General features: G+C 66.1%; 13 protein-coding genes, 1 other RNA gene and 1 pseudogene. 13 read left to right on the forward strand and 2 right to left on the reverse strand.

Annotation, left to right across the window (positions count from 1 at the left end; genetic code table 11):
- The first annotated feature begins 17 nt into the window (after positions 1–17).
- From I7X43_RS05655 to I7X43_RS05685, 7 genes are all read left to right on the forward strand, one after another.
- Positions 18–1,805, forward strand: a complete 1,788-nt coding sequence (locus tag I7X43_RS05655) for an ABCB family ABC transporter ATP-binding protein/permease (protein ID WP_198099955.1) — start codon at positions 18–20, stop codon at positions 1,803–1,805.
- A 29-nt stretch (positions 1,806–1,834) separates the two neighbouring features.
- The gene (locus I7X43_RS05660; protein ID WP_198099956.1) at positions 1,835–2,758 is read left to right on the forward strand and encodes a LysR substrate-binding domain-containing protein; all 924 of its coding nucleotides are present in this window, start codon (positions 1,835–1,837) and stop codon (positions 2,756–2,758) included.
- 92 nt (positions 2,759–2,850) lie between these two features.
- The gene (locus I7X43_RS05665) at positions 2,851–3,753 is read left to right on the forward strand and encodes an amino acid ABC transporter substrate-binding protein (protein ID WP_198099957.1); all 903 of its coding nucleotides are present in this window, start codon (positions 2,851–2,853) and stop codon (positions 3,751–3,753) included.
- Between the two features lie 142 nt (positions 3,754–3,895).
- Positions 3,896–4,636 carry an amino acid ABC transporter permease gene (locus tag I7X43_RS05670; RefSeq protein ID WP_198099958.1) on the forward strand — a complete coding sequence of 247 codons (741 nt, stop codon included), beginning with the start codon at positions 3,896–3,898 and terminating at the stop codon, positions 4,634–4,636.
- On the forward strand, positions 4,633–5,322 hold the full coding sequence (locus tag I7X43_RS05675) for an amino acid ABC transporter permease (RefSeq protein WP_198099959.1): 690 nt from the start codon (positions 4,633–4,635) through the stop codon (positions 5,320–5,322). The genes I7X43_RS05670 and I7X43_RS05675 overlap by 4 nt, the downstream gene beginning before the upstream one ends.
- 14 nt (positions 5,323–5,336) lie before the next feature.
- On the forward strand, positions 5,337–6,071 hold the full coding sequence (locus tag I7X43_RS05680) for an amino acid ABC transporter ATP-binding protein (RefSeq protein ID WP_198099960.1): 735 nt from the start codon (positions 5,337–5,339) through the stop codon (positions 6,069–6,071).
- Between the two features lie 148 nt (positions 6,072–6,219).
- Positions 6,220–10,077 (forward strand): two-component regulator propeller domain-containing protein, encoded by a 3,858-nt coding sequence (locus tag I7X43_RS05685; protein WP_198099961.1) that lies wholly within the window; start codon positions 6,220–6,222, stop codon positions 10,075–10,077.
- Positions 10,078–10,093: 16 nt separating this feature from the next.
- Here the strand turns inward: I7X43_RS05685 and I7X43_RS05690 are convergent, their stop codons facing one another.
- Positions 10,094–12,406: an isoamylase gene (locus I7X43_RS05690; protein WP_198099962.1), complete on the reverse strand. Its 2,313-nt coding sequence runs from the start codon at positions 12,404–12,406 to the stop codon at positions 10,094–10,096.
- Between the two features lie 222 nt (positions 12,407–12,628).
- Positions 12,629–13,024 carry a rhodanese-like domain-containing protein gene (locus I7X43_RS05695; protein WP_198099963.1) on the reverse strand — a complete coding sequence of 132 codons (396 nt, stop codon included), beginning with the start codon at positions 13,022–13,024 and terminating at the stop codon, positions 12,629–12,631.
- Between the two features lie 68 nt (positions 13,025–13,092).
- Here I7X43_RS05695 and pyrC point away from each other — a divergent pair, with 68 nt between their 5' ends.
- The 6 genes and pseudogenes from pyrC to rnpB all read left to right on the forward strand — a co-directional run bounded on the left by pyrC (position 13,093) and on the right by rnpB (position 18,894).
- Positions 13,093–14,142 (forward strand): dihydroorotase, encoded by a 1,050-nt coding sequence (gene pyrC, locus I7X43_RS05700; protein WP_198099964.1) that lies wholly within the window; start codon positions 13,093–13,095, stop codon positions 14,140–14,142.
- Positions 14,139–14,813: pseudogene (locus I7X43_RS16375) on the forward strand (NYN domain-containing protein); the annotation flags it as partial. The gene pyrC and the pseudogene I7X43_RS16375, both read left to right, overlap by 4 nt.
- 481 nt (positions 14,814–15,294) lie before the next feature.
- Positions 15,295–16,014 (forward strand): DUF3025 domain-containing protein, encoded by a 720-nt coding sequence (locus tag I7X43_RS05710; protein WP_310737526.1) that lies wholly within the window; start codon positions 15,295–15,297, stop codon positions 16,012–16,014.
- Positions 16,011–17,396 (forward strand): S1 family peptidase, encoded by a 1,386-nt coding sequence (locus I7X43_RS05715; RefSeq protein ID WP_198099967.1) that lies wholly within the window; start codon positions 16,011–16,013, stop codon positions 17,394–17,396. Before I7X43_RS05710 ends, I7X43_RS05715 begins: the two co-directional genes overlap by 4 nt.
- Positions 17,393–18,391, forward strand: a complete 999-nt coding sequence (locus I7X43_RS05720) for an FHA domain-containing protein (protein WP_198099968.1) — start codon at positions 17,393–17,395, stop codon at positions 18,389–18,391. The genes I7X43_RS05715 and I7X43_RS05720 overlap by 4 nt, the downstream gene beginning before the upstream one ends.
- A gap of 28 nt (positions 18,392–18,419) precedes the next feature.
- Positions 18,420–18,894: RNase P RNA component class A (rnpB, locus tag I7X43_RS05725), an RNA gene on the forward strand.
- Positions 18,895–18,914 lie beyond the last annotated feature (20 nt).

An 18,914-nucleotide genomic window follows, 5' to 3' on the forward strand; every position in this document is an offset into this window, starting at 1 on the left:
TGTTTTGAGCCGACCCGATGCGCCGCACCGACCTGACCCCCGCCCCCTCCCAGCGCCGCGACGGCGAGACCCTGTCCAAACTGTTGCCCTACTTTTGGCAGTACCGCTGGCGTGTGGGCGTGGCGCTGGGTTTCATGGTGGTCGCCAAGCTGGCCAACGTGGGCGTGCCCTTGTTGCTCAAGCAATTGGTGGACGGCTTGAGTGGCGCGGCCACCAATCCGGCGTTCGTGATTCCGCTCGGGCTGCTGCTGGCCTACGGGGGGTTGCGGCTGTCCACCTCGCTGTTCACCGAACTGCGCGAATTGATCTTCGCCAAGGCCACCGAGGGCGCGGCGCGCCAGGTGTCCTTGCGAGTCTTCCGCCACCTGCACGAGCTCTCACTGCGCTTCCACCTGGAGCGCCAGACGGGGGGCATGACGCGCGACATCGAGCGCGGCACCCGGGCCGTGCATGCCTTGATCAGCTATTCGCTCTACAGCATCGTGCCCACGCTGATCGAGGTGGCCCTGGTGCTCACCCTGCTGGCCACCCAGTTCGACTGGGCCTTTGCCGCCATCACAGGCGCCGCGCTGACGGTCTACATCGCCTTCACCATCGGTGTGACGGAATGGCGCACGCAGTACCGGCGCCGGCTCAACGAACTGGATTCGGCCACCCACACCCAGGCGATCGACTCCCTGCTGAACTACGAGACGGTCAAGTATTTCGGCCAGGAGGACTTCGAGGCCCGCCGCTACGACGCCGCCCTGGAAAAGCTGCGCCGCGCCCAGCTCAAGAGCCAGACCACCTTGTCGCTGTTGAACACCGGGCAGCAGGCCATCATTGCCCTGGCCCTGGTGGCCATGCTGTGGCGCGCCACCGAAGGCGTGGTGGCCGGGCGGCTCAGCCTTGGGGATTTGGTCATGATCAACGCCTTCATGATCCAGCTCTACATCCCGCTGAACTTCCTCGGGGTGCTGTACCGGGAGATCAAGCAAAGCCTCACCGACCTGGACAAGATGTTCACCCTGCTGGAGCGCCCGCGCGAGGTGGCCGATGCGCCCGACGCCCCGGCACTGCAGGTCACCGGCGGGGCCGTGCGCTTTGAGAACGTCCACTTTGCCTACGACCCGGCGCGGCCGGTTCTCCAGGGCGTGAGCTTTGAGATCCCGCCAGGCAAGAAGCTGGCCGTCGTGGGCCCCAGCGGCGCGGGCAAGAGCACGCTTTCGCGCCTGCTGTTCCGCTTTTATGACGTGGGTTCGGGACGCATCACCATCGACGGGCAGGACATCCGCAGCGTGAGCCAGCACTCGCTGCGCAGCAGCCTGGGCATCGTGCCGCAGGACGCCGTGCTCTTCAACGACACCCTGGCCTACAACATCGGCTATGCCCGAGAGGGCGCCACGCTCGCCCAGATCGAGGCCGCGGCCCAAGCCGCCCAGTTGCATGGTTTTGTGGCCAGCACCCCCCAGGGCTACGAGACGCGGGTGGGTGAACGCGGGCTGAAGCTCAGCGGGGGCGAGAAGCAGCGCGTGGCCATTGCCCGCACCCTGCTCAAAGACCCCCCCATCCTGATCTTTGACGAGGCCACCTCGGCGCTCGACTCACACAACGAGCGCGCCATCCAGGCCCAGCTCGACGCCGTGGGCCGCAACAAGACGGTGCTGGTCATCGCCCACCGCCTGTCCACCGTGGTTGATGCCGATGAAATCCTGGTGCTGGAACACGGCCGCGTGGTGGAGCGCGGGCGCCACGCCGAGTTGTTGGCGGCGGAGGGGGCTTACGCCCGGATGTGGGCCCTGCAGGCCAGCGAGGGCCGTGGCTGAATCCTGGGGCGACCTAAACTTGCGGCCCTATGGAAACCAAATGGCTTGAAGACTTCGTCAGCCTCGCTGAGACGCGCAGCTTCTCGCGTTCGGCCCAAGCGCGGCATGTCACCCAGCCGGCGTTCTCGCGCCGGATTCAGGCTCTGGAAGCCTGGGCGGGCATGGATTTGGTGGACCGATCCAGCTACCCCACGCGCCTGACACCGGCCGGTGAAACCCTGCTCGCACAGGCGCAAGAAATCCTCAGCCAGTTGCAGGCGACGCGCAACATGCTGCGCAGCCACCAGGGTGCTGGGCAGGACATGATCGAGTTCGCCGTGCCGCACTCGCTGGCGTTCAGCTTTTTCCCGCACTGGTTGATGGAGTTGCGCAAGCACATGGAGCCGTTCAAAAGTCGGCTCAATGCGCTGAACGTGCACGATGCGGTCTTGCAGTTGAGTGAAGGCCATTGCGATCTGCTGCTGGCCTACCACCACGAGAGCCAGCCGCTACAGCTGGACCCCGGCCGCTTTGACATGCTGAGTTTGGGCCATGACACGCTGGCGGCCTTTGCGCGGCCGGACCCCGACGGCCAGGCCCTCTTTCGTTTGCCTGGGCACAAGGGACAAAAAATCCCGTTCCTGGCCTATGCGGAGGGGGCGTACCTGGGCCGTCTGGTGGAAATCGTGCTGAAAGATGCCGGGGTGCCCTTGTACCTGGATCCGAGCTATGAAACGGACATGGCGGAAGGCCTCAAAGCCATGGCGCTGGAGGGGCACGGACTGGCGTTTTTGCCGGCCAGCTCGGTCAAGCGTGAGCTCCGGGCGCGGCGCCTCGTGCCCGCCGCCCCGGCGGGCGAATTTGAGTTGCAGATTGCCCTGCGCCTGTACCGCGAGAAGCCCGAACTGCGCAAGCGCAACAAGCCGGCCGCGATGGCGCTGTGGGATGCGTTGGTGGCGCAGGGCGCTGCTTGAATTTGCCTCGGGTTATCCCGGGGCATGCCCTGCAAATGCTGCCCCGGGCGCTATCGTTGCCCCTTCTCTGGTTGGTCAGCATTGGAGCGGGCATGAAGACGTTGGCAAGTGCGCTGGGCGCAGTGGCATTGGCGGTCGCGGCTGTGGGGGCGCAGGCTGAAGACACGATTCAGAAGATCAAGAGCACGGGCGTGGTGACCATGGGCGTGCGCGAGTCCTCGGGGGCGCTGTCCTACACCATTGGCGACGGCCGCTTCACGGGCTTTCACGTCGAGGTCTGCAACCGGGTGCTGGCCGATCTGCGGCGCGAACTGGGATTGGCCGAATTTGCCATCCGCTACCAACCGGTGACTTCGCAGAACCGCATTCCGCTGGTCAAGAACGGCAACGTGGACATCGAGTGCGGCTCCACCACCAACAACCTCGCGCGCCAGAAGGACGTGGCCTTTGCCATCACCACCTACGTCGAAGAGGTGCGCATTGCGGTGAAGGCCAACTCGGGCATCACCGGCATCAACCAGCTCAACGGCCGCACCGTGGCCACCACCACGGGCACGACCAGCGTGCAGCACCTGCGCAAGCACGAGCGGGCGACCGGGGTGGATTTCAAAGAAGTCTTTGGCAAGGACCACGCCGACAGCTTCCTGCTGCTGGAGTCGGGCCGCGCCGACGCCTTCGTGATGGACGGCTCCATCCTGGCTGGCAACATTGCCCGCGCCAAGAACCCCGCAGATTTCAAGATCGTGGGCGAGGTGCTGTCGGTGGAGCCAATCGCCATCATGTTCCGCAAGGACGATCCCGCCTTCAAGAAGGCGGTGGACGCGTCGATCATCAACCTGATCAAAACCGGGGCCCTGGCGCGGATGTACGAGAAGTGGTTCCTCCAACCTATCCCGCCCACCAATTCGCGCATCGGCTTGGCCCTGAACGACGCCACCAAGGCCGCGTGGGCAAACCCCAACGACAACCCGATGGAGTCGTACGTCAAGAAGTGACCCACCCACGAAGCGGCGCTGCCGCTTTCCTCTCAAGGGGGCGCCGCTGGTGGCCCGGCGAAGCCGGTTCCACGGCGGCCACTTGACGGCGGTATCTCAGCGCCCAGCAGGCGCTGAGCTTGGGGTGGAATGAAAGCGTGTGATGGCGTTTGAGTGGCAGGAACTCTGGTGCAAGGACACCGTGGACGGCACGGTGGGCGCCTGCTTGGGTCAGGATGGCGGCCAGACGTACCTGACGTGGTTGCTGTCGGCCTGGGGCTGGACGGCCGTGGTCAGCGCGGTGGGCTTGGTGGTGGCCCTGAGCCTGGGGTCGCTGATGGGGGTGCTGCGCACCACGCCCAGCCGCGCCGCGGTTGGGTTGGGCAATGTTTGGACGGAGTTGTTCCGAAACATTCCGTTGATCGTTCAGCTTTTTCTGTGGTTCTTCGTGGCGCCGGCGTTTGTTGGGGCCCTCAAGGCGTGGCCGAGTTGGCTGCTGGCTGGGGTGGGGCTGGGGCTTTTCAGCTCGGCCCGGATCTCCGAGCAAGTGCGAGCGGGCATTCAGAGCTTGCCCAGAGGGCAAACCCATGCGGCCTTGGCCTTGGGCTTGACCCGCGTGCAAGCCTATCGGCATGTGCTCCTGCCCGTGGCGTTTCGGGTGGTCATTCCGCCGCTGACCAGTGAGGGGATGAACCTGGTCAAGAACAGTTCGGTGGCGTTCGCCATTTCAGTGCTGGAGTTGACCCAGTTCGCCCGCCAAGTGGGCGAAGAGACCTCGCAGCACATGGAGGTCTATGCCGTGGTGACGGCGCTGTACTTTGTCAGTGCCTTCTCGGTTTTCCTGCTGGCCCATTTCATTGAGCGGCGGGTGCGGGTGCCCGGGGTGGCGGGGGGCGGCCGGTGACGCTTGACTTCAGCTTCGTCAATCCGGAGTTCCTGCGCGCCTGGGTGCTGCATGGCCTGTGGTTTTCACTGCTGCTAACGGGGGTCGCGGCTCTGGGGGGCATTGCCCTGGGCACGGTGCTGGCGTTGATGCGCCTGTCCGGACGCGCTTGGCTCGCGCAGCCGGCGACGGCCTATGTGAACTTGATGCGCTCGGTGCCGCTGGTGATGGTGATTCTGTGGTTTTTCCTGCTGATCCCGAACCAGCTGTACCGCACGGTGGCGGGCGAATGGGGGGCGGCCCACGCGCCCGAGGTGTCGGCCTTCATCACGTTCACACTGTTTGAGGCGGCTTACTTTGCTGAGATCCTGCGGGCGGGCATTCAAAGCGTTCCTGCCGCCCAGCAACAGGCTGGCTATGCGCTGGGCATGACCTACGGACAAACCATGGGGCTGGTGGTGTTGCCCCAGGCTTTTCGCAACATGCTGCCGGTGCTGCTCACCCAAACCATCGTGCTGTTCCAGGACACCTCACTGGTCTATGCCATTGGCGCCTATGACCTGCTCAAGGGCTTTGAGTCCGCCGGTCGAAATTTCAACCGGCCGGTGGAAACCTATTTGATGGCGGCAGGTCTGTACTTCGTGCTCTGCTTCAGCCTCTCCCTGGCCGTGCGCAAGCTGCAGGCTCGAGTGGCCATCATTCGCTGAACGGGGCATCTGCCATGATCGAGATTCAAAACGTTTCCAAGTGGTACGGCAGCTTCCAGGTGCTGGCGGACTGCACGACCACAGTGAAGAAGGGCGAGGTGGTGGTGGTCTGCGGCCCCTCGGGCTCGGGCAAAAGCACGTTGATCAAGACGGTCAATGCGCTGGAGCCCATTCAGCAGGGGGACATCCGCATCGACGGGCAGTCGCTGACCGCACCGGGCGTCAATTTGCCCCGGCTGCGGTCACGGGTTGGCATGGTGTTTCAGCACTTTGAGCTGTTCCCCCACCTGGACGTCATGCAAAACCTCACCTTGGCGCAGATGAAGGTGCTGGGCCGGGGGCCGGATGAGGCCCGGCAGCGGGGCTTGTCGATGCTGGATCGGGTGGGCTTGTCGGTCCACAAAGACAAGTTCCCTGGGCAGTTGAGCGGCGGTCAGCAACAGCGCGTGGCGATCGCCCGCGCGCTGTGCATGGACCCCATCGTCATGCTGTTCGATGAGCCCACGTCCGCGCTGGACCCCGAAATGGTGGGCGAGGTGCTGGACGTGATGGTGCAACTGGCGCAGGAGGGGATGACCATGATGTGCGTGACGCACGAGATGGGCTTCGCCAAGAAGGTGAGCCATCGCGTGCTGTTCATGGACGGCGGGCGCATCGTGGAAGACTGCACCCAGGACGCGTTCTTTGGCGATCCGGCCGCTCGCAGCGCGAGGGCCCGGGACTTTCTCTCCAAGATCTTGGATCACTGAGCGCCGCTCGGCCCGGACCGGGCCACCGACTGTTGCGTGGACGGGCCGCAGAGGCCGGAATCTTGCACACCTGAGGGTGGGTTCGGGCAGACAGCGCGTCCAAGTTCCTGCAAGATGAGCCTTCAAGAATCCGACGCGGAGGCGGTGGATGGCGGCAGCGGAGTTCCGGCGGGAGGGGGCGGCGGGCAGCTTGTGCTGCCTGGGGGCCCGTGCCTGTTCGGGGGCCTTTCGCTGGCGCGACTGGGGGGCCTGGATCCTGGCACTGCTGCTGATGGGCGGTGGGGCCGCCCGGGCCGAACCCGACTGGTCCGCATTGGCGACGCCGGGGTTCCGCAACCTCAGTTTTGACGACGGGCTGCCCCACCCCATCGTGACGGCCTTGACGGAAGACGCCCAGGGGTTCATTTGGATTGGCACCCAGGGCGGGCTGGCCCGCTATGACGGATATCGGCTGCGCCTCTTTACCCGGGACCCAACCCAGGGCGGGCTGAGCGACTTGTACATCCAGGCCCTGGCCGCGGCGCCCGAAGGGGGGGTGTGGGTGGCCACGCGGGGCGGTGGCTTGCTGCGTTACCGACCGGGCTCGGACCAGATGGAGAACGTCGGGGGGCCCCGTGGGGTTCAAGCCCTGCAGGTCCAGGGAGACACCGTGTGGCTGGCCGGGGACCAGGGCTTGTGGCGCTACCAGCAGGGTCGCATGGAACCCTGGGTCGGAACTGGCGACGGGGGCGAGCGGTTGCAGACGGGGTTGCGGGCCTTGGCGTTGGCGCCCAATGGCACCCTGTGGGTGGGCGGGAGCCGGGGCTTGGTCCGGTTGACGACCCAAGGGGTGGCCCAGCCCGTGGGTGACGCGCAGGAGGTGACCGCCCTTGGCGTGGACGATGAGGGCGCCGTTTGGGTTGGGGCCCACGGGCGGCCGCTGGCCCGTGTGCACGGCGAGAGCGGGCTGGAACCGCTTTGGCGCGCGGATCATCCGCAATTGGCGCGGCACGAAGTGACCGCCTTGGTTCAGGCGCGCCCGGGCGAAATGTGGGCCGCGGGCTATGGCCAAGGCATCGCGCGCTGGCCCATGCCCGCGGGGGGGGTGATTCGCCATGACCCGGGCTTGCGCGGTGGTTTGGCCTCTGACGGCGTTCGCGTGCTGATGCGGGACCGGGCGGGCTTGATTTGGGTCGGGGGCGATCAGGGCGTGGGGCGGCACGACCCCAGTGCCTCGGCCTTTCTGAACCTGGTGGCCAGCCCCACGGGGCAAACGGGGCTGGCCGACCGCAACGTGGTGCACATCGGTCCGGGCCGCAAGGAGGGCGAGTGGCTTTTGGGCTACGGGGCCAGTGGGTTGGGTCGCCTGGAGGTTCCTGTCAATGGGTGGGTGCGCCACGAGCGGCTGGTGTTCACCCCGCGGGGCGAGGAGGCTCCACCCCTGGAGCGAGCGCGGGTGCTGGCCACCGCATGGGAGGGGGACGTGCTCTGGGTCGGGACGCTGCACGGCCTTTATCGGGTGGACTGGGCGCGCCGTAGCGCCGAACGCGTGCCGCTGCCCACGCCCCGCCGACATCCGCGCGTCGATGCCCTGCTGTGGGACGGCGAGCAGTTGTGGGTGGGGACCTTGGAGGGCTTGGTTCGGCGGCAAGGCGGGGCCATGCGTTGGATGGCCCACGATCCAGGGCGCCACGACAGCCTGCCCCATGACCGGGTGAACACGCTGCGCCACGATGCCCAGGGCCGCCTGTGGGTGGGCACGAACGAGGGTTTGGCGCGCTGGATCGAAGACGACCGGTTTGAGGTCTTTCCCCGTGCACCCGGGCTGCCGGGGTCCCTGGCCCACGATGACATCGTGTCGTTGGCGGTGGATCGCCAAGAACACCTGTGGGTCGCGACCCTGGGTGGGGGGGTGTGCGAGCGGCAGCCTGGAACGGTCACGCGGTTTCGTTGCTTGGATCGCAGCGACGGGTTGCCGCACGACAACGTCGGGGGGCTGGTGCTGGACGACTCGGGCCAGGTGTGGGGCAGCACCGCGGATGGGGTGTTCCGGGTCGAGGGCCAGACCGGGCAAGTCCGGGCGTTTGGCGCGGGGGAAGGCCTGGCCCTGCGCAGCTTTTGGATCGATGCCGCGGCACGGACGGCGCAAGGCGAGTTGCTCTTTGGTGCCGGAGGGGGGGTGCTGGTGGTGCGGCCGCAGCACTTGCAGGCCAACCGAACCGTGCCCCATTTGGTCATCACGGAGCTGCGGGTCGATGGTCACCGGCGGCCCAGTGCCCAGTCGGCCTTTGAACTCGCGCCGGGCGAACGGGCCATCCACGTGGAATTTGCCGGCTTGCAGTTCAATGCGCCGGAACGATTGCGGTACCGGTTTCGGCTGGTCGGTTTGAGTGACGACTGGACCGAAACCGATGGCAGCCAGCGGGTGGCGGCGTTCAGCCATCTCGCGCCGGGGGCGTATCGGTTTGAGGTGGAAGTCTGGGGGCCGGGTGGCGGCACCGCCAAACAAACCTGGCCGCTGACCGTTCACCCGGCCTGGTACCAGACCGGGTGGGCGAAGGTCGGGGCGGTGCTGCTGGGCTTGGCCTTGTTGAGCTTTTGGGTGAATCGCCGCACCCGCACCTTGCAGCGGCGTCAGCAAGCCTTGGAGGGGCAGGTCGTTCAGCGCACCACCGAGCTGTCCCAGGCCAACGCCACCCTGGCCCGCAGCGCCGAGACCCTGCGCCTCCTGGGCGATACGGGGCGCGACTTGACGGCGCAATTGGATTTGCAGGCCATTTGCGCCACCCTGCACCGCCAGCTGGCCCAGCTCTTGCCAGTTGACGCCTTTGGTGTGGCCCTGCTGGAAGCCGAATCGCGGCAGTTGCGGTTCCTGTACTACTTCGAAGACAAGCTGGTTCAAGGGGACACCGTGTCCTTGGACGACCCGCACTCGCTGAGCGCCCGGGCGTTTCGTGAAGACCGCGAGTTGGATGTGCTGGATGAGGCGCAAAGCGAAACGGCGCCGGAAGTTGATGGGATCGACGTGGGCGAACCCATGCGCTCTTTGGTGTTCCGGCCGCTGCAGCTCAACGACCAGCGCATCGGCATCGTCACCATGCAAAGCCGGTTGACGCAGGCGTATGACGCCAATGCCCTGGCCATCTTTCGCAATTTGGCCGCTTACGCCGCGATCGCCATCGGCAATGCCCGTGCCTTTGAGCAGGTGGCCGCCGCGCAGCAGGCCACCGAGCAGGCATTGGATGACTTGCGCACGGCCCAAGACCAGTTGGTTGAGCAGGCCAAGCTGGCGTCACTGGGGCAGTTGGTGGCGGGGGTTGCTCATGAGGTCAACACCCCGCTGGGCGTGGCGGTGACGGCGAGCTCGCATCTGATGGAGCGGGCCCGCGAAGTGCAGGGCGCGTGGCGCGCACAGAAACTCTCGCGTTCAGCCCTGGACGGTTTCTTGGCGGAAACCGAGGAATCAACGGTCTTGCTGCAGCGCAACCTGGACCGCGCCTCTGAATTGATCGCGCATTTCAAGGAGGTTTCGATTGATCGGACCTCCGATGGGCGTCGCGAATTTGATCTGGGGATTTACCTGACGGAGTTGGTGGAAAGCCTCAGCCCCAGCTGGAAGCGGCGCCCCATTGAGTGGGTCAGCGAGCTGGAACCCGGGCTGCCCATGGACAGCTTCCCGGGGGCGTTGGGGCAGGTGATCACCAATCTCGTGGACAACGCCTTGCTCCACGCTTTCGAGCCCCAGCAGCCGGGCCGCTTGGTGCTGCAGGCCCATGCGCTGGATGCGGATCGGGTGCTGCTGTCCCTGCGCGACAACGGGGCGGGCATGACCGAGGCCCAGCGCCAGCGCGTGTTCGAACCCTTCTTCACCACCAAGCGGGGCAAGGGGGGAACCGGCCTGGGTCTGCACATTTGTCACAACTTGGTGGTGCAGAAGCTGGGCGGCAGCATCCGGGTCGAGAGTCAACCGGGGCAGGGGGCGACCTTTTGGGTCGAACTCCCCCGGCTGGCGCCGAGGGGGGAGTGAGCGCCCCGGCCCGGTCTTACTTGGCGATCAGGATCAGCAGCGAGCGCTCCTGCAGCCCATAGACCGTGGTTTCCCCGCCGATCAACGGTTCGCCACCCGGGTTGGCAAAGGTGTCGGGCCCGTCGGCCCACGTGGCGGTGTCGGTCACGCGGTACCAACTCTTGCCAGCCCCTGGCCACGGGAGGGTGAAGTTCACGGCGCCAGACCAGCCGTTCCAGGCGATGTAGATCGCCGAGGCCGGGTCCCCGAATTCCGTGCCATCCAGGCGCCAGGCCAGCGCATGGTTGGCGGTGTTGGTGAAGTAGGCCGTGTCCGCCACCGTACCGTCGGGTTTGAACCAACGCAGCTGTTCCATCACGTTGCCGTTGGTGTCATTCGCTACGTAGAAGTCCGCCGGCCGCAGCGCTGGGTGGGCTTTCTTGAAGGCCAAGAGGCGTTGGGTGAAGTTGCGGAAGTTCGTCTGATCGGTGCTCGCACTGGGGTTGAGCCAATTGCCCACCGAGTCCAGGTTGTAGGTGTTGTTGTTGCACAGTTGGCTGCGCAGGGTCTCGTCACCGCCGGTGAACATGGGCACGCCGCCCGCGACCACACTCAGGGCCAGGCCCGTGCGGGCCGCACGGCGCTGCGCTTGGGCGCTGCCACCCTGATCCCAGCTGTGGTTGTTGTCTTCGCCGCCATCGCTGGGGCCATAGGGCCAAGCTTGGTTGTTGTTCTTGCCGTTGCAGCTGTAGAGGTCTTTGAGCGTGAGTCCGTCATGGGCCACCATGAAATTGACCGAGTGCCAGGGTTTGCGACCGTCATCCTGGTACAGGTCCGAGGAACCGGCCATGCGGCTGGCAATCTCGGACAGCAACACGGTTTCCACACCCAACTGGTTTTGCTTCTTGCGAATGGCATCCCGGAACTTGCCGTTCCATTCGGCCCATCCGCTGGGAAACCCGCCCACCTGGTAGCTGTTGCCGCCGATGGCCCAGGGTTCGGCGATCAGGTCAATGCCGGTGCCGCCGGCCGCCGCCCGCGGGGGCAACTCTTGCACGATGCGGTTCAGGGCGTTGGCTCCGTCCATCTTGTCGAAATTGAAGCACCCGTGCTGGCAGGTGTTCCCCAGTACCGAGGCCAAGTCAAAGCGGAAGCCGTCCACGCCCAACTGGTCGCGCCACCAGGCCAGGGAGTCGACGATCAAGTTTTGTGCTGTGGGGTTGCGGGTGTTGTAGTTGCCGCCCACGCCGGTGTTGTCCCAGCTGTACTGGTAGTCGCTGGTCAGTGAGTAGTAGGTCGGGTTGTCCAGACCGCGCCAAGACTGGAGGTTGTAGACCGTGAGGCCATCCGTGCCGCCCCAGGCACCGCCTTCCCCGGTGTGGTTGTAGACCACATCGATGAAGACTTTGATGCCGGCGTCGTGGAACGCCTTCACCATGGCCTTGAATTCCCGTGTGGGGCCGCCCGGGGTTTTGTCGCTGCTGTAGCGCCGGTCCGGGGCGAAGTAGTTGAGGGTCATGTAGCCCCAGTAGTTGTCCCCGGCGGTGGAGGTCGGGTCGACATCGTTCTGGTCGTTTTGGGTTTCCTGCACGGGCAGAAATTCCACGGCCGTGACCCCTAAAGCGGCCAGCGAAGCGGCCTTGAGCGCGGCGCCGGCGTACGTGCCGCGCACGGCAGCCGGAACGCTGCTGTCGTTTTGGGTGAGGCCCCGAACGTGGACCTCGTACACGATGTCGTCCTTGAAAGCCCGCGTGGGCTTGGTGCCGGTGCTGCCGGTGTTGGCGGCCAGAACCAGCCCTTTGGGCGCGCAGGCGCCGCTGTCCTTGCCGCGGTGGCTGGCCCCGCTGGCGTACAGCGTGCCATCCGTGCAACTGCCGCTGACCGGGTCATGGCTCATCTCGGTGGCATAGGGGTCGAGCAAGAGCTTGTTCGGATTGAAGCGGTTACCCGCCGCGTCGACGTCCTTGATAAACCCGGTGTTGCTGCCTTTGGTCCACGTGCTGGAGTAGGTCCAATTCGGGCCCCAGGCGCGGTAGCCGTAGTAGACGGTTCCCGTCAGACCATAGCTGTTCTTCAGCGTGCTCACCGCGGCGGTCTTGCTCCACACCTGGGTGGCGGGATCCTTGGTCATGACGTAGCGCACCACTTCCTGAGCGCCCATCGGGGTCTTGTAGAGCCACACCTCGATCCGGGTCGCCCTCGAGGAGTACACGCGGAAGTTGATGTTGGTCGCTGTCGCGTCGTACTTGGCGCCCAAATTCAGGCTGTTGAGGGCGGCGTGCGCCGGGGTGAAGAGCAAGGTGGCCAGCAGGCTCAGCCAGGGCCACAGGCGGTCAAGTCTCAAGGACATGGGGGTCTCGGTCCGGCGCCACATTCACTTGGGCCTCGGGGCCCGACGCGGCGCTGTCAGGTCCGAAATGTAGGAAAACTAGATTCCTACATGCGGACGCATGGTCGAGCTTCCCTCCTTCTTTTGGCGCGGGTGGTTTCCCTATTGCCAGGGAAATCCTGATCGATGGCAGGGTTTTGGGCTGGGGCGCCGTACCAAAACTACTCGTTTCTCGCCCGTGGCTCAGGGGGTTTTTGGCGGCGTCTCCAGGGGCCAGCCGCGCGCGGCCCAGCCCGCCATGCCGCCCTCGACGAACTGCACCCGGGTGTAGCCCAGCTCCTTGAGTTGCTGGGCCACCCGCTTGGACCGGTTCTGGGTGCGGCAAATCAGCAAGAAGGGCTCATCCTTCGCGCTGGGCAATTGACCCAGACGCTGGGGCAGTTCGCTCATGGGCAGGCGCTGCGCACCGGGGGCAATCCCCGTGGCGTGCTCGCTGGGCTCGCGCACGTCAATCAGGCGTCGGCCGGCCTCCACGGCAGCGCGGGCCTGGTCCAGGGTGACGGAGGCCGCGTCTTGGGCGAGGGTCCGCGGGGGCAGCACCAAGAGCGGGGCGAGGCACAACAGGGTTCGGCGGTTCATGGTGGGCGGGCGAAATCAAGGGACTTGATTGTCCGAGGTGCGGGCGGGCGCGCGCGGACAATCACGCCATGAACGCTCCGCTCTCCCTGACCCTCACCCGCCCCGATGACTGGCACTTGCACGTGCGCGATGGGGCGGCCCTGCAATCGGTATTGCCCTACACCGCGCGTCAGTTTGCGCGGGCCATTTGCATGCCCAACCTGCGCCCGCCGATCACCACCACGGCGCAAGCGGTGGCGTACCGCGAGCGCATCCTGGCGGCGCGCCCCACGGAAGGTCCCGGCAGCGACTTCCAGCCGCTCATGACGCTTTACCTGACCGACAACACGGCGCCCGATGAAATCAAACGAGCCCGGGATGCCGGTGTGGTGGCTGTCAAGCTCTACCCGGCCGGCGCCACCACCAATTCCGATGCCGGTGTGACCGATGTGCGCAAGACCTACAAGACGCTTGAAGCCTTGCAGCGCGAGGGCCTGCTGCTCCTGGTGCACGGCGAGGTGACGGACGGCGAGATCGATGTGTTCGACCGCGAGGCGGTTTTCATCGACCGGGTGATGCAGCCCCTGCGCGCCGACTTCCCTGAGCTCAAGGTGGTGTTTGAACACATCACCACCCAAGAGGCCGCGCAGTACGTGGCGGCGAGCGACCGTTTCACGGCCGCTACCGTGACGCCGCAGCACCTGCTCTACAACCGCAACGCGATCTTCACGGGGGGGTTGCGCCCGCACTACTACTGCCTCCCGGTGCTCAAGCGCGAGGTTCACCGCCAAGCGCTGCTGCAGGCCGTGGCCAGCGGCAGTCCGAAGTTCTTTCTGGGTACGGACAGCGCACCGCATGCAGCGCAACTCAAGGAGAGCAGCGTGTGCGGTGCCGGCTGCTTCACGGCCCCCGCTGCGCTGGAGCTCTACGCCGAAGCCTTCGAGGCCCTCGGGGCGCTGGACAAGTTAGAGGCCTTCGCCAGCCACCACGGCCCGGACTTCTACGGCTTGCCGCGCAACACAGGAACCGTCACGCTCAAGCGCGAGCCTTGGCAAGTGCCGGAGACCCTGGCTTTTGGCGACACGATCATCAAGCCCCTACGGGGCGGCGACACCTTGAACTGGAAGTTGCAGGCATGAACAGCGAACGTCCCGCGCGCATTGCGCTGTTGATCGACGCCGATAACTCCCCGGCCGGCAAGATCGACCTCATCCTCACCGAACTGGCGACCTTGGGCGTCGCCAATGTGCGTCGGGCGTATGGAAACTGGAAAAAGGACGCCCTCAAAGGGTGGGAGAAGCTGCTGCACGAGCACGCCATTCGCCCCATGCAGCAGTTCGACTACAGCAAGGGCAAGAACGCCAGCGACATGGCCATGGTCATTGATGCGCTGGAGCTCCTGTACACCGACAAGCCCGATGCCTTTGGCATCGTCAGTTCGGACGCTGATTTCACGCCCTTGGTGATGCACCTGCGCGCGAAAGGGGCGGCGGTGTATGGCTTCGGCAACCGCCAAACGCCCCAGCCGTTTGTGAATGCCTGCTCGCAATTCCTGTACCTGGACAAGGTGGACAGCGGCAGCAGCGGCGCCAATGTGCCCCATCGCATGAGCGGTGCCCAACTGCGCCAGGACGCCAAGCTCGTGACGCTGTTGCGGCACGCGGTTCAGGCCGCGGGCGGCGATGAGGGGTGGGCCATGGCGGGCAATGTCAGCCAGTACATCCGCAACCAAGCCCCGTTCGATCCGCGCAATTACGGATTCGCCAGCTTCAGCCGCTTGCTGGAGGCGACCAATCTGTTCGAGCTTCGGCGCGAGGGCTCGGTGGCTTGGGTGCGAGAGAAGCGCGAGTCCAAGCCCGAGCGGCGCACGGAGGTGCAGACGGAGGTCGACACGCCCCGATTGGAGGGGCTGCGAGAGCCGGCCGAACCGCGGAAGTTGCCGGAGTCCCGTGAGCCGCGAGAACCGCGGGGTGAGGGCCGGCGTCGAGGCGGACGGGGCCGCTCCAAGGCAGCCGATAGTGAAGGGGCATCGGAGTTGGCGCGCGAGCCCTCGGCCGAATCTGTCGTGGTCGCCCTGCCAATCGCGGCCGTCGAGGACCGCGTGGCCGAGGTGGTGGCCGATTTGATGGCCGAGGCCCCTCCTGCGCCGCCGCCCACGGCGAAGAAGCGAGCGCCGCGCAAAAAGGCGGCGGCGCCGGCAGCGCTGCCTGTCGAGCCGGTGGCGGCCGAACCGGCCCCGGCCCCGGCTCCGGCCCCGCGTCGGCGACGCAGCAAAGCGACGCCCTGAGTTGGTGCTGCCGCCCACCTTTGTTGAAGCGCCTTGGTGCGCCCCCTTGCGCTGGGCCTGGTCTCGCGTCGGCACGGTAGGCAGCGTGGCCGAACGGCTCAACGCGGCCCACTTGGCGCCGCGCCGCTTCGTTGCCCAAACCGACTTGCCGAGTGGGGAGGCCTACGAGGCCTACATCGCTCGCACGGGCCAAGTGCCCACGCGCGACAACGCTCACGACGCGCTCAATGGGCTGATTTGGTGCGCCGAGCCGCAGCGCAAGCTGCGACTCAACGCGTTGCAGGCTGAGGCCATTGCCGCGCGGGGTGTGGGGGGCCAGCGCGGGCCATTGCGCGATGCGCTGACGCTCTTCGACGAGAACGGGGCCTGGTGGCCCGACTGTCCGCGGGCGATCGAAGCGGCCTGGCGTCGGCGCGATTGGTGCACGATGTTTGTCGCACTTCGGCCGCTGTGGCGCGAGAGTCGCCCGCGTTTGTTTGGCCACGCGCTGCTGGAGCAATTGGCCCTGGCGCCGCGCAAGGGTTTGTGCGCCCATGTGGTGCTGGGCGACCCGCTGACCTTGAGTGCCGAGCAGTGGCGGGCCAAGCCCTTTCTCCCGCTGCCAGTGTTGGGGGTGCCCGGCTGGTGGCCCGCGAACGAGGAATCGTCGTTTTACGATGAGGCCTCGGTGTTCCGCCCGCTGCGGAGGCAAGCGGGGGGTGTTTCTGTTCAAGGAATTCAATGATCGATCGACCGGTGGGGGTGCGCTCTTGGGGGTTTTGGGGGCGTTGGGTTCTGGCGTGTGTGGTGGCCGGATTGGCGGGCGGTGTTGCGGCCCAGGCAACCCCGCCCAAGCCCGAGCCGCAGGCCGAGGCGCCCGATGCGGCGCCGCTGTCCGCCACGGCCCGCCGGCTGTTTGACGCCAGCCGCGCCAACTTGGTTCAGGTGCGGACGCTGCTGGCGCAACAAGACAGCCAGGCCAGCGTGGGCTCAGGGTTTGTGGTGGAGGCTTCTGGCCTGCTGGTTAGCAATTACCACGTGGTCAGTCAGGCCGCCTTGGAGCCCCAGCGCTACCGCCTTCGTTTCAAGACGGCGGATGGGCGGCAGGGCAAGTTGCAGATCGTGGCCATTGACGTGCGTCGCGATTTGGCGCTGCTGCGGGCGGTGGGGGAACGGGATGAGCCGCTGACGTGGCCGGCCCCGCTGAGCTTCCGGCCAGCGCAGGAGCCCTTGGCCAAGGGCGACCGGATTTACTCGCTGGGCCATCCCCACGATGTGGCCTTTGCCATCGTTGAAGGGAACTACAACGGATTGGTGGAGCGCAGTTTTGATGACCTGATCTATTACGCCGGCGCCCTCAACCCTGGCATGAGCGGGGGGCCGGTGCTCGATGACCGGGGGCGGGTAGTTGCCGTCAATGTGTCGACGATGCTGTTTTCCCAGCAAATGAGTTTCCTGATCCCCGGACGGTTTGCAGAGGGGCTTTGGCAGCGCTCGCGGGAGGCCAAACCCCTGACCGGTCCGGCGTGGCCTCAGGTGCGGGATCAACTGCTGGGCTACACCGACGAGCTGGTCCAGGCGTTTATGGCGCAGGCCTGGGGAGATTGGGGGCATGCGCACTACCGCATGCCCATTCCCGAGGAGCAGTTCTTGCGTTGTTGGGGCCGCAGTGCGGACCCCCGCAGCAAGGGCTTGCAGTTCTCTCGCAGTCAGTGTCGTCAGGACCACGCACTCTTTGTGGGTGAGGGGCTGGAGACGGGCTACTTGGAAGTGCAGCACGAGGTCTATGACGGCAAGGCGCTGGGAGCCTGGCGCTTTGCCCGTCAATACAGCCAGAGTTTCCGCAACGAGAACCTGGGGCGCGCCAACGATCGGCACCGAACCGCCCCGCATTGCTCGGAGTCCTTCATCGATGCCCAAGGCTTGCCAGCCCGTGCTGTGGTCTGCCTGAAGGCCTATCGAAAAATGCCGGGCGTGCACGATGTGACGGTGCTGATCACCGCCGTGGACCGCGAAACCGAGGGGCTGCTGGGTCGATTTGATGCCCGGGGCGTTCGATTCGAGTCTGCCCTCAAACTGGCCCGGCACTTCATCGCGGGGTATGGCCGCAAAGGGGGGCAGTCATGAAGCCCTTGGCCTTGATCGATGTGATGGATGGGGACGTTGCTCGCCATTCGGTGCCGGTTTTTGCGGATGCGCAGGGTGGCGCGACGCTGTGCGTGGGCCGCAGTTTGGACTGCGATGTGGTGTTGGACGACCCGCATGTGGCGGCGGTTCATGCCCAGATGCGGGTGGAAGCCACCCCGGTGGCTCGTTTGACGCTGTTGCCGAGTCTGAATGGGGGATGGCTTGGCACCCACCCTCTCCGCGGGGGCACCACCGTGGACTGGCAGGCCGACACCGTGGTCCAACTGGGGCAATCGCGCCTGCGGCTGAGACACGCGGCGGCGGCGGTGGCTCCAGAGACCCCGCCGGTGCAAGCCGTGGCGCACCACCGGTGGGCGCACCGCGGGATCCTGCCCCTGTTGATCCTGATTTGCTTGCTGTGGTTTGGGGGGGAGCAGTGGTTGCGATCGGAGCCGGGCACGCCCCTGGTCGACTATGCCCGCCCCCTGCTGGGGGTGGGGCTGGGCGCCTTGCTGTGGGCCGGCGTGTGGGCCCTGGTGACCCAGGTGTTCCAGCGGCGATTTCCGTTTGGGGCGCATTTGCAGCGCACGCTCTGGGTCGTCGTGCTGGCGGCTGCAGCCGACGAGGCCTTGGCGGCGCTGGCCTTTGTGGGCTCCTGGCCAGCCTTGCTGAGTGTGGCGGAATGGTTGGGCCCCATCGCATTGGCGACGCTCGCGGTTTGGCAGGGCCAATTGGCATTGCCGCGGCGGCAACAGTGGGTTCGCGGTGCCGCGCTGCTGGGCTTCCTGGTCTGGATGGGCATGAGTTGGGTCAGCGACGAGGGGGTGCAACACCGCTGGCGGCCGCCCTACATGGCCGGACTGCTGCCGCCCGAGTGGCGCTTGGCTCCCCTGCGTTCGGTCGACGCACTGCTGGAAGAAGCCGAACGTTTGGAGCCGGAACTGGCGGCCAAAGCCAAACGGGACCCGAAAGGCCGGGAAGAAAGCCAGGATTAAGCGAAGTACCGGACAATGCAGCGGTCGTGAAGTGGTTCAGACCGTCGCTGAGGCAAGACCCGAAAGGGTGCCTTGGAGGAAAGTCCGGACTGCACAGAGCAGCGTAGGGGGTAACACCCCTCCGGCGCGAGCCGAGGATTAGAGCAACAGAGACGAGTTTGAGTGGGTAGCGTGGACGCGGTGCAAGCTGCAACCTCGCGAAACCGCCTGAGGGTGGTCTGTGGGCCCGGTGCGAGCCGGGAGCCGACGCGCAAGCGGCGGCTTTGGGTGCAACCCAAACCCCACAGCACCTTGGGTGGCCCGCCGGCGCTTGCCGGCGTCCCGCCCAAGGTGAAACGGGCAATCTCTACGCGCAGCAACACCAAGTAGGCCGGCGTTGACGTGACTCGCGGAGCCGGCGGGTAGGTGGCATCGAGCCGGGGTGTGAGCCCCGGCCCAGAGGAATGACGGTCAAGGTCTGGCAACAGGCCTCACAAAATCCGGCTTATCGAACGGCTTCACGACACCCTATCTCGTAACTGGA

This window comes from Inhella gelatinilytica (assembly GCF_016093295.1).
In the GTDB taxonomy this organism is placed as follows: Bacteria; Pseudomonadota; Gammaproteobacteria; order Burkholderiales; family Burkholderiaceae_C; genus Inhella; species Inhella gelatinilytica.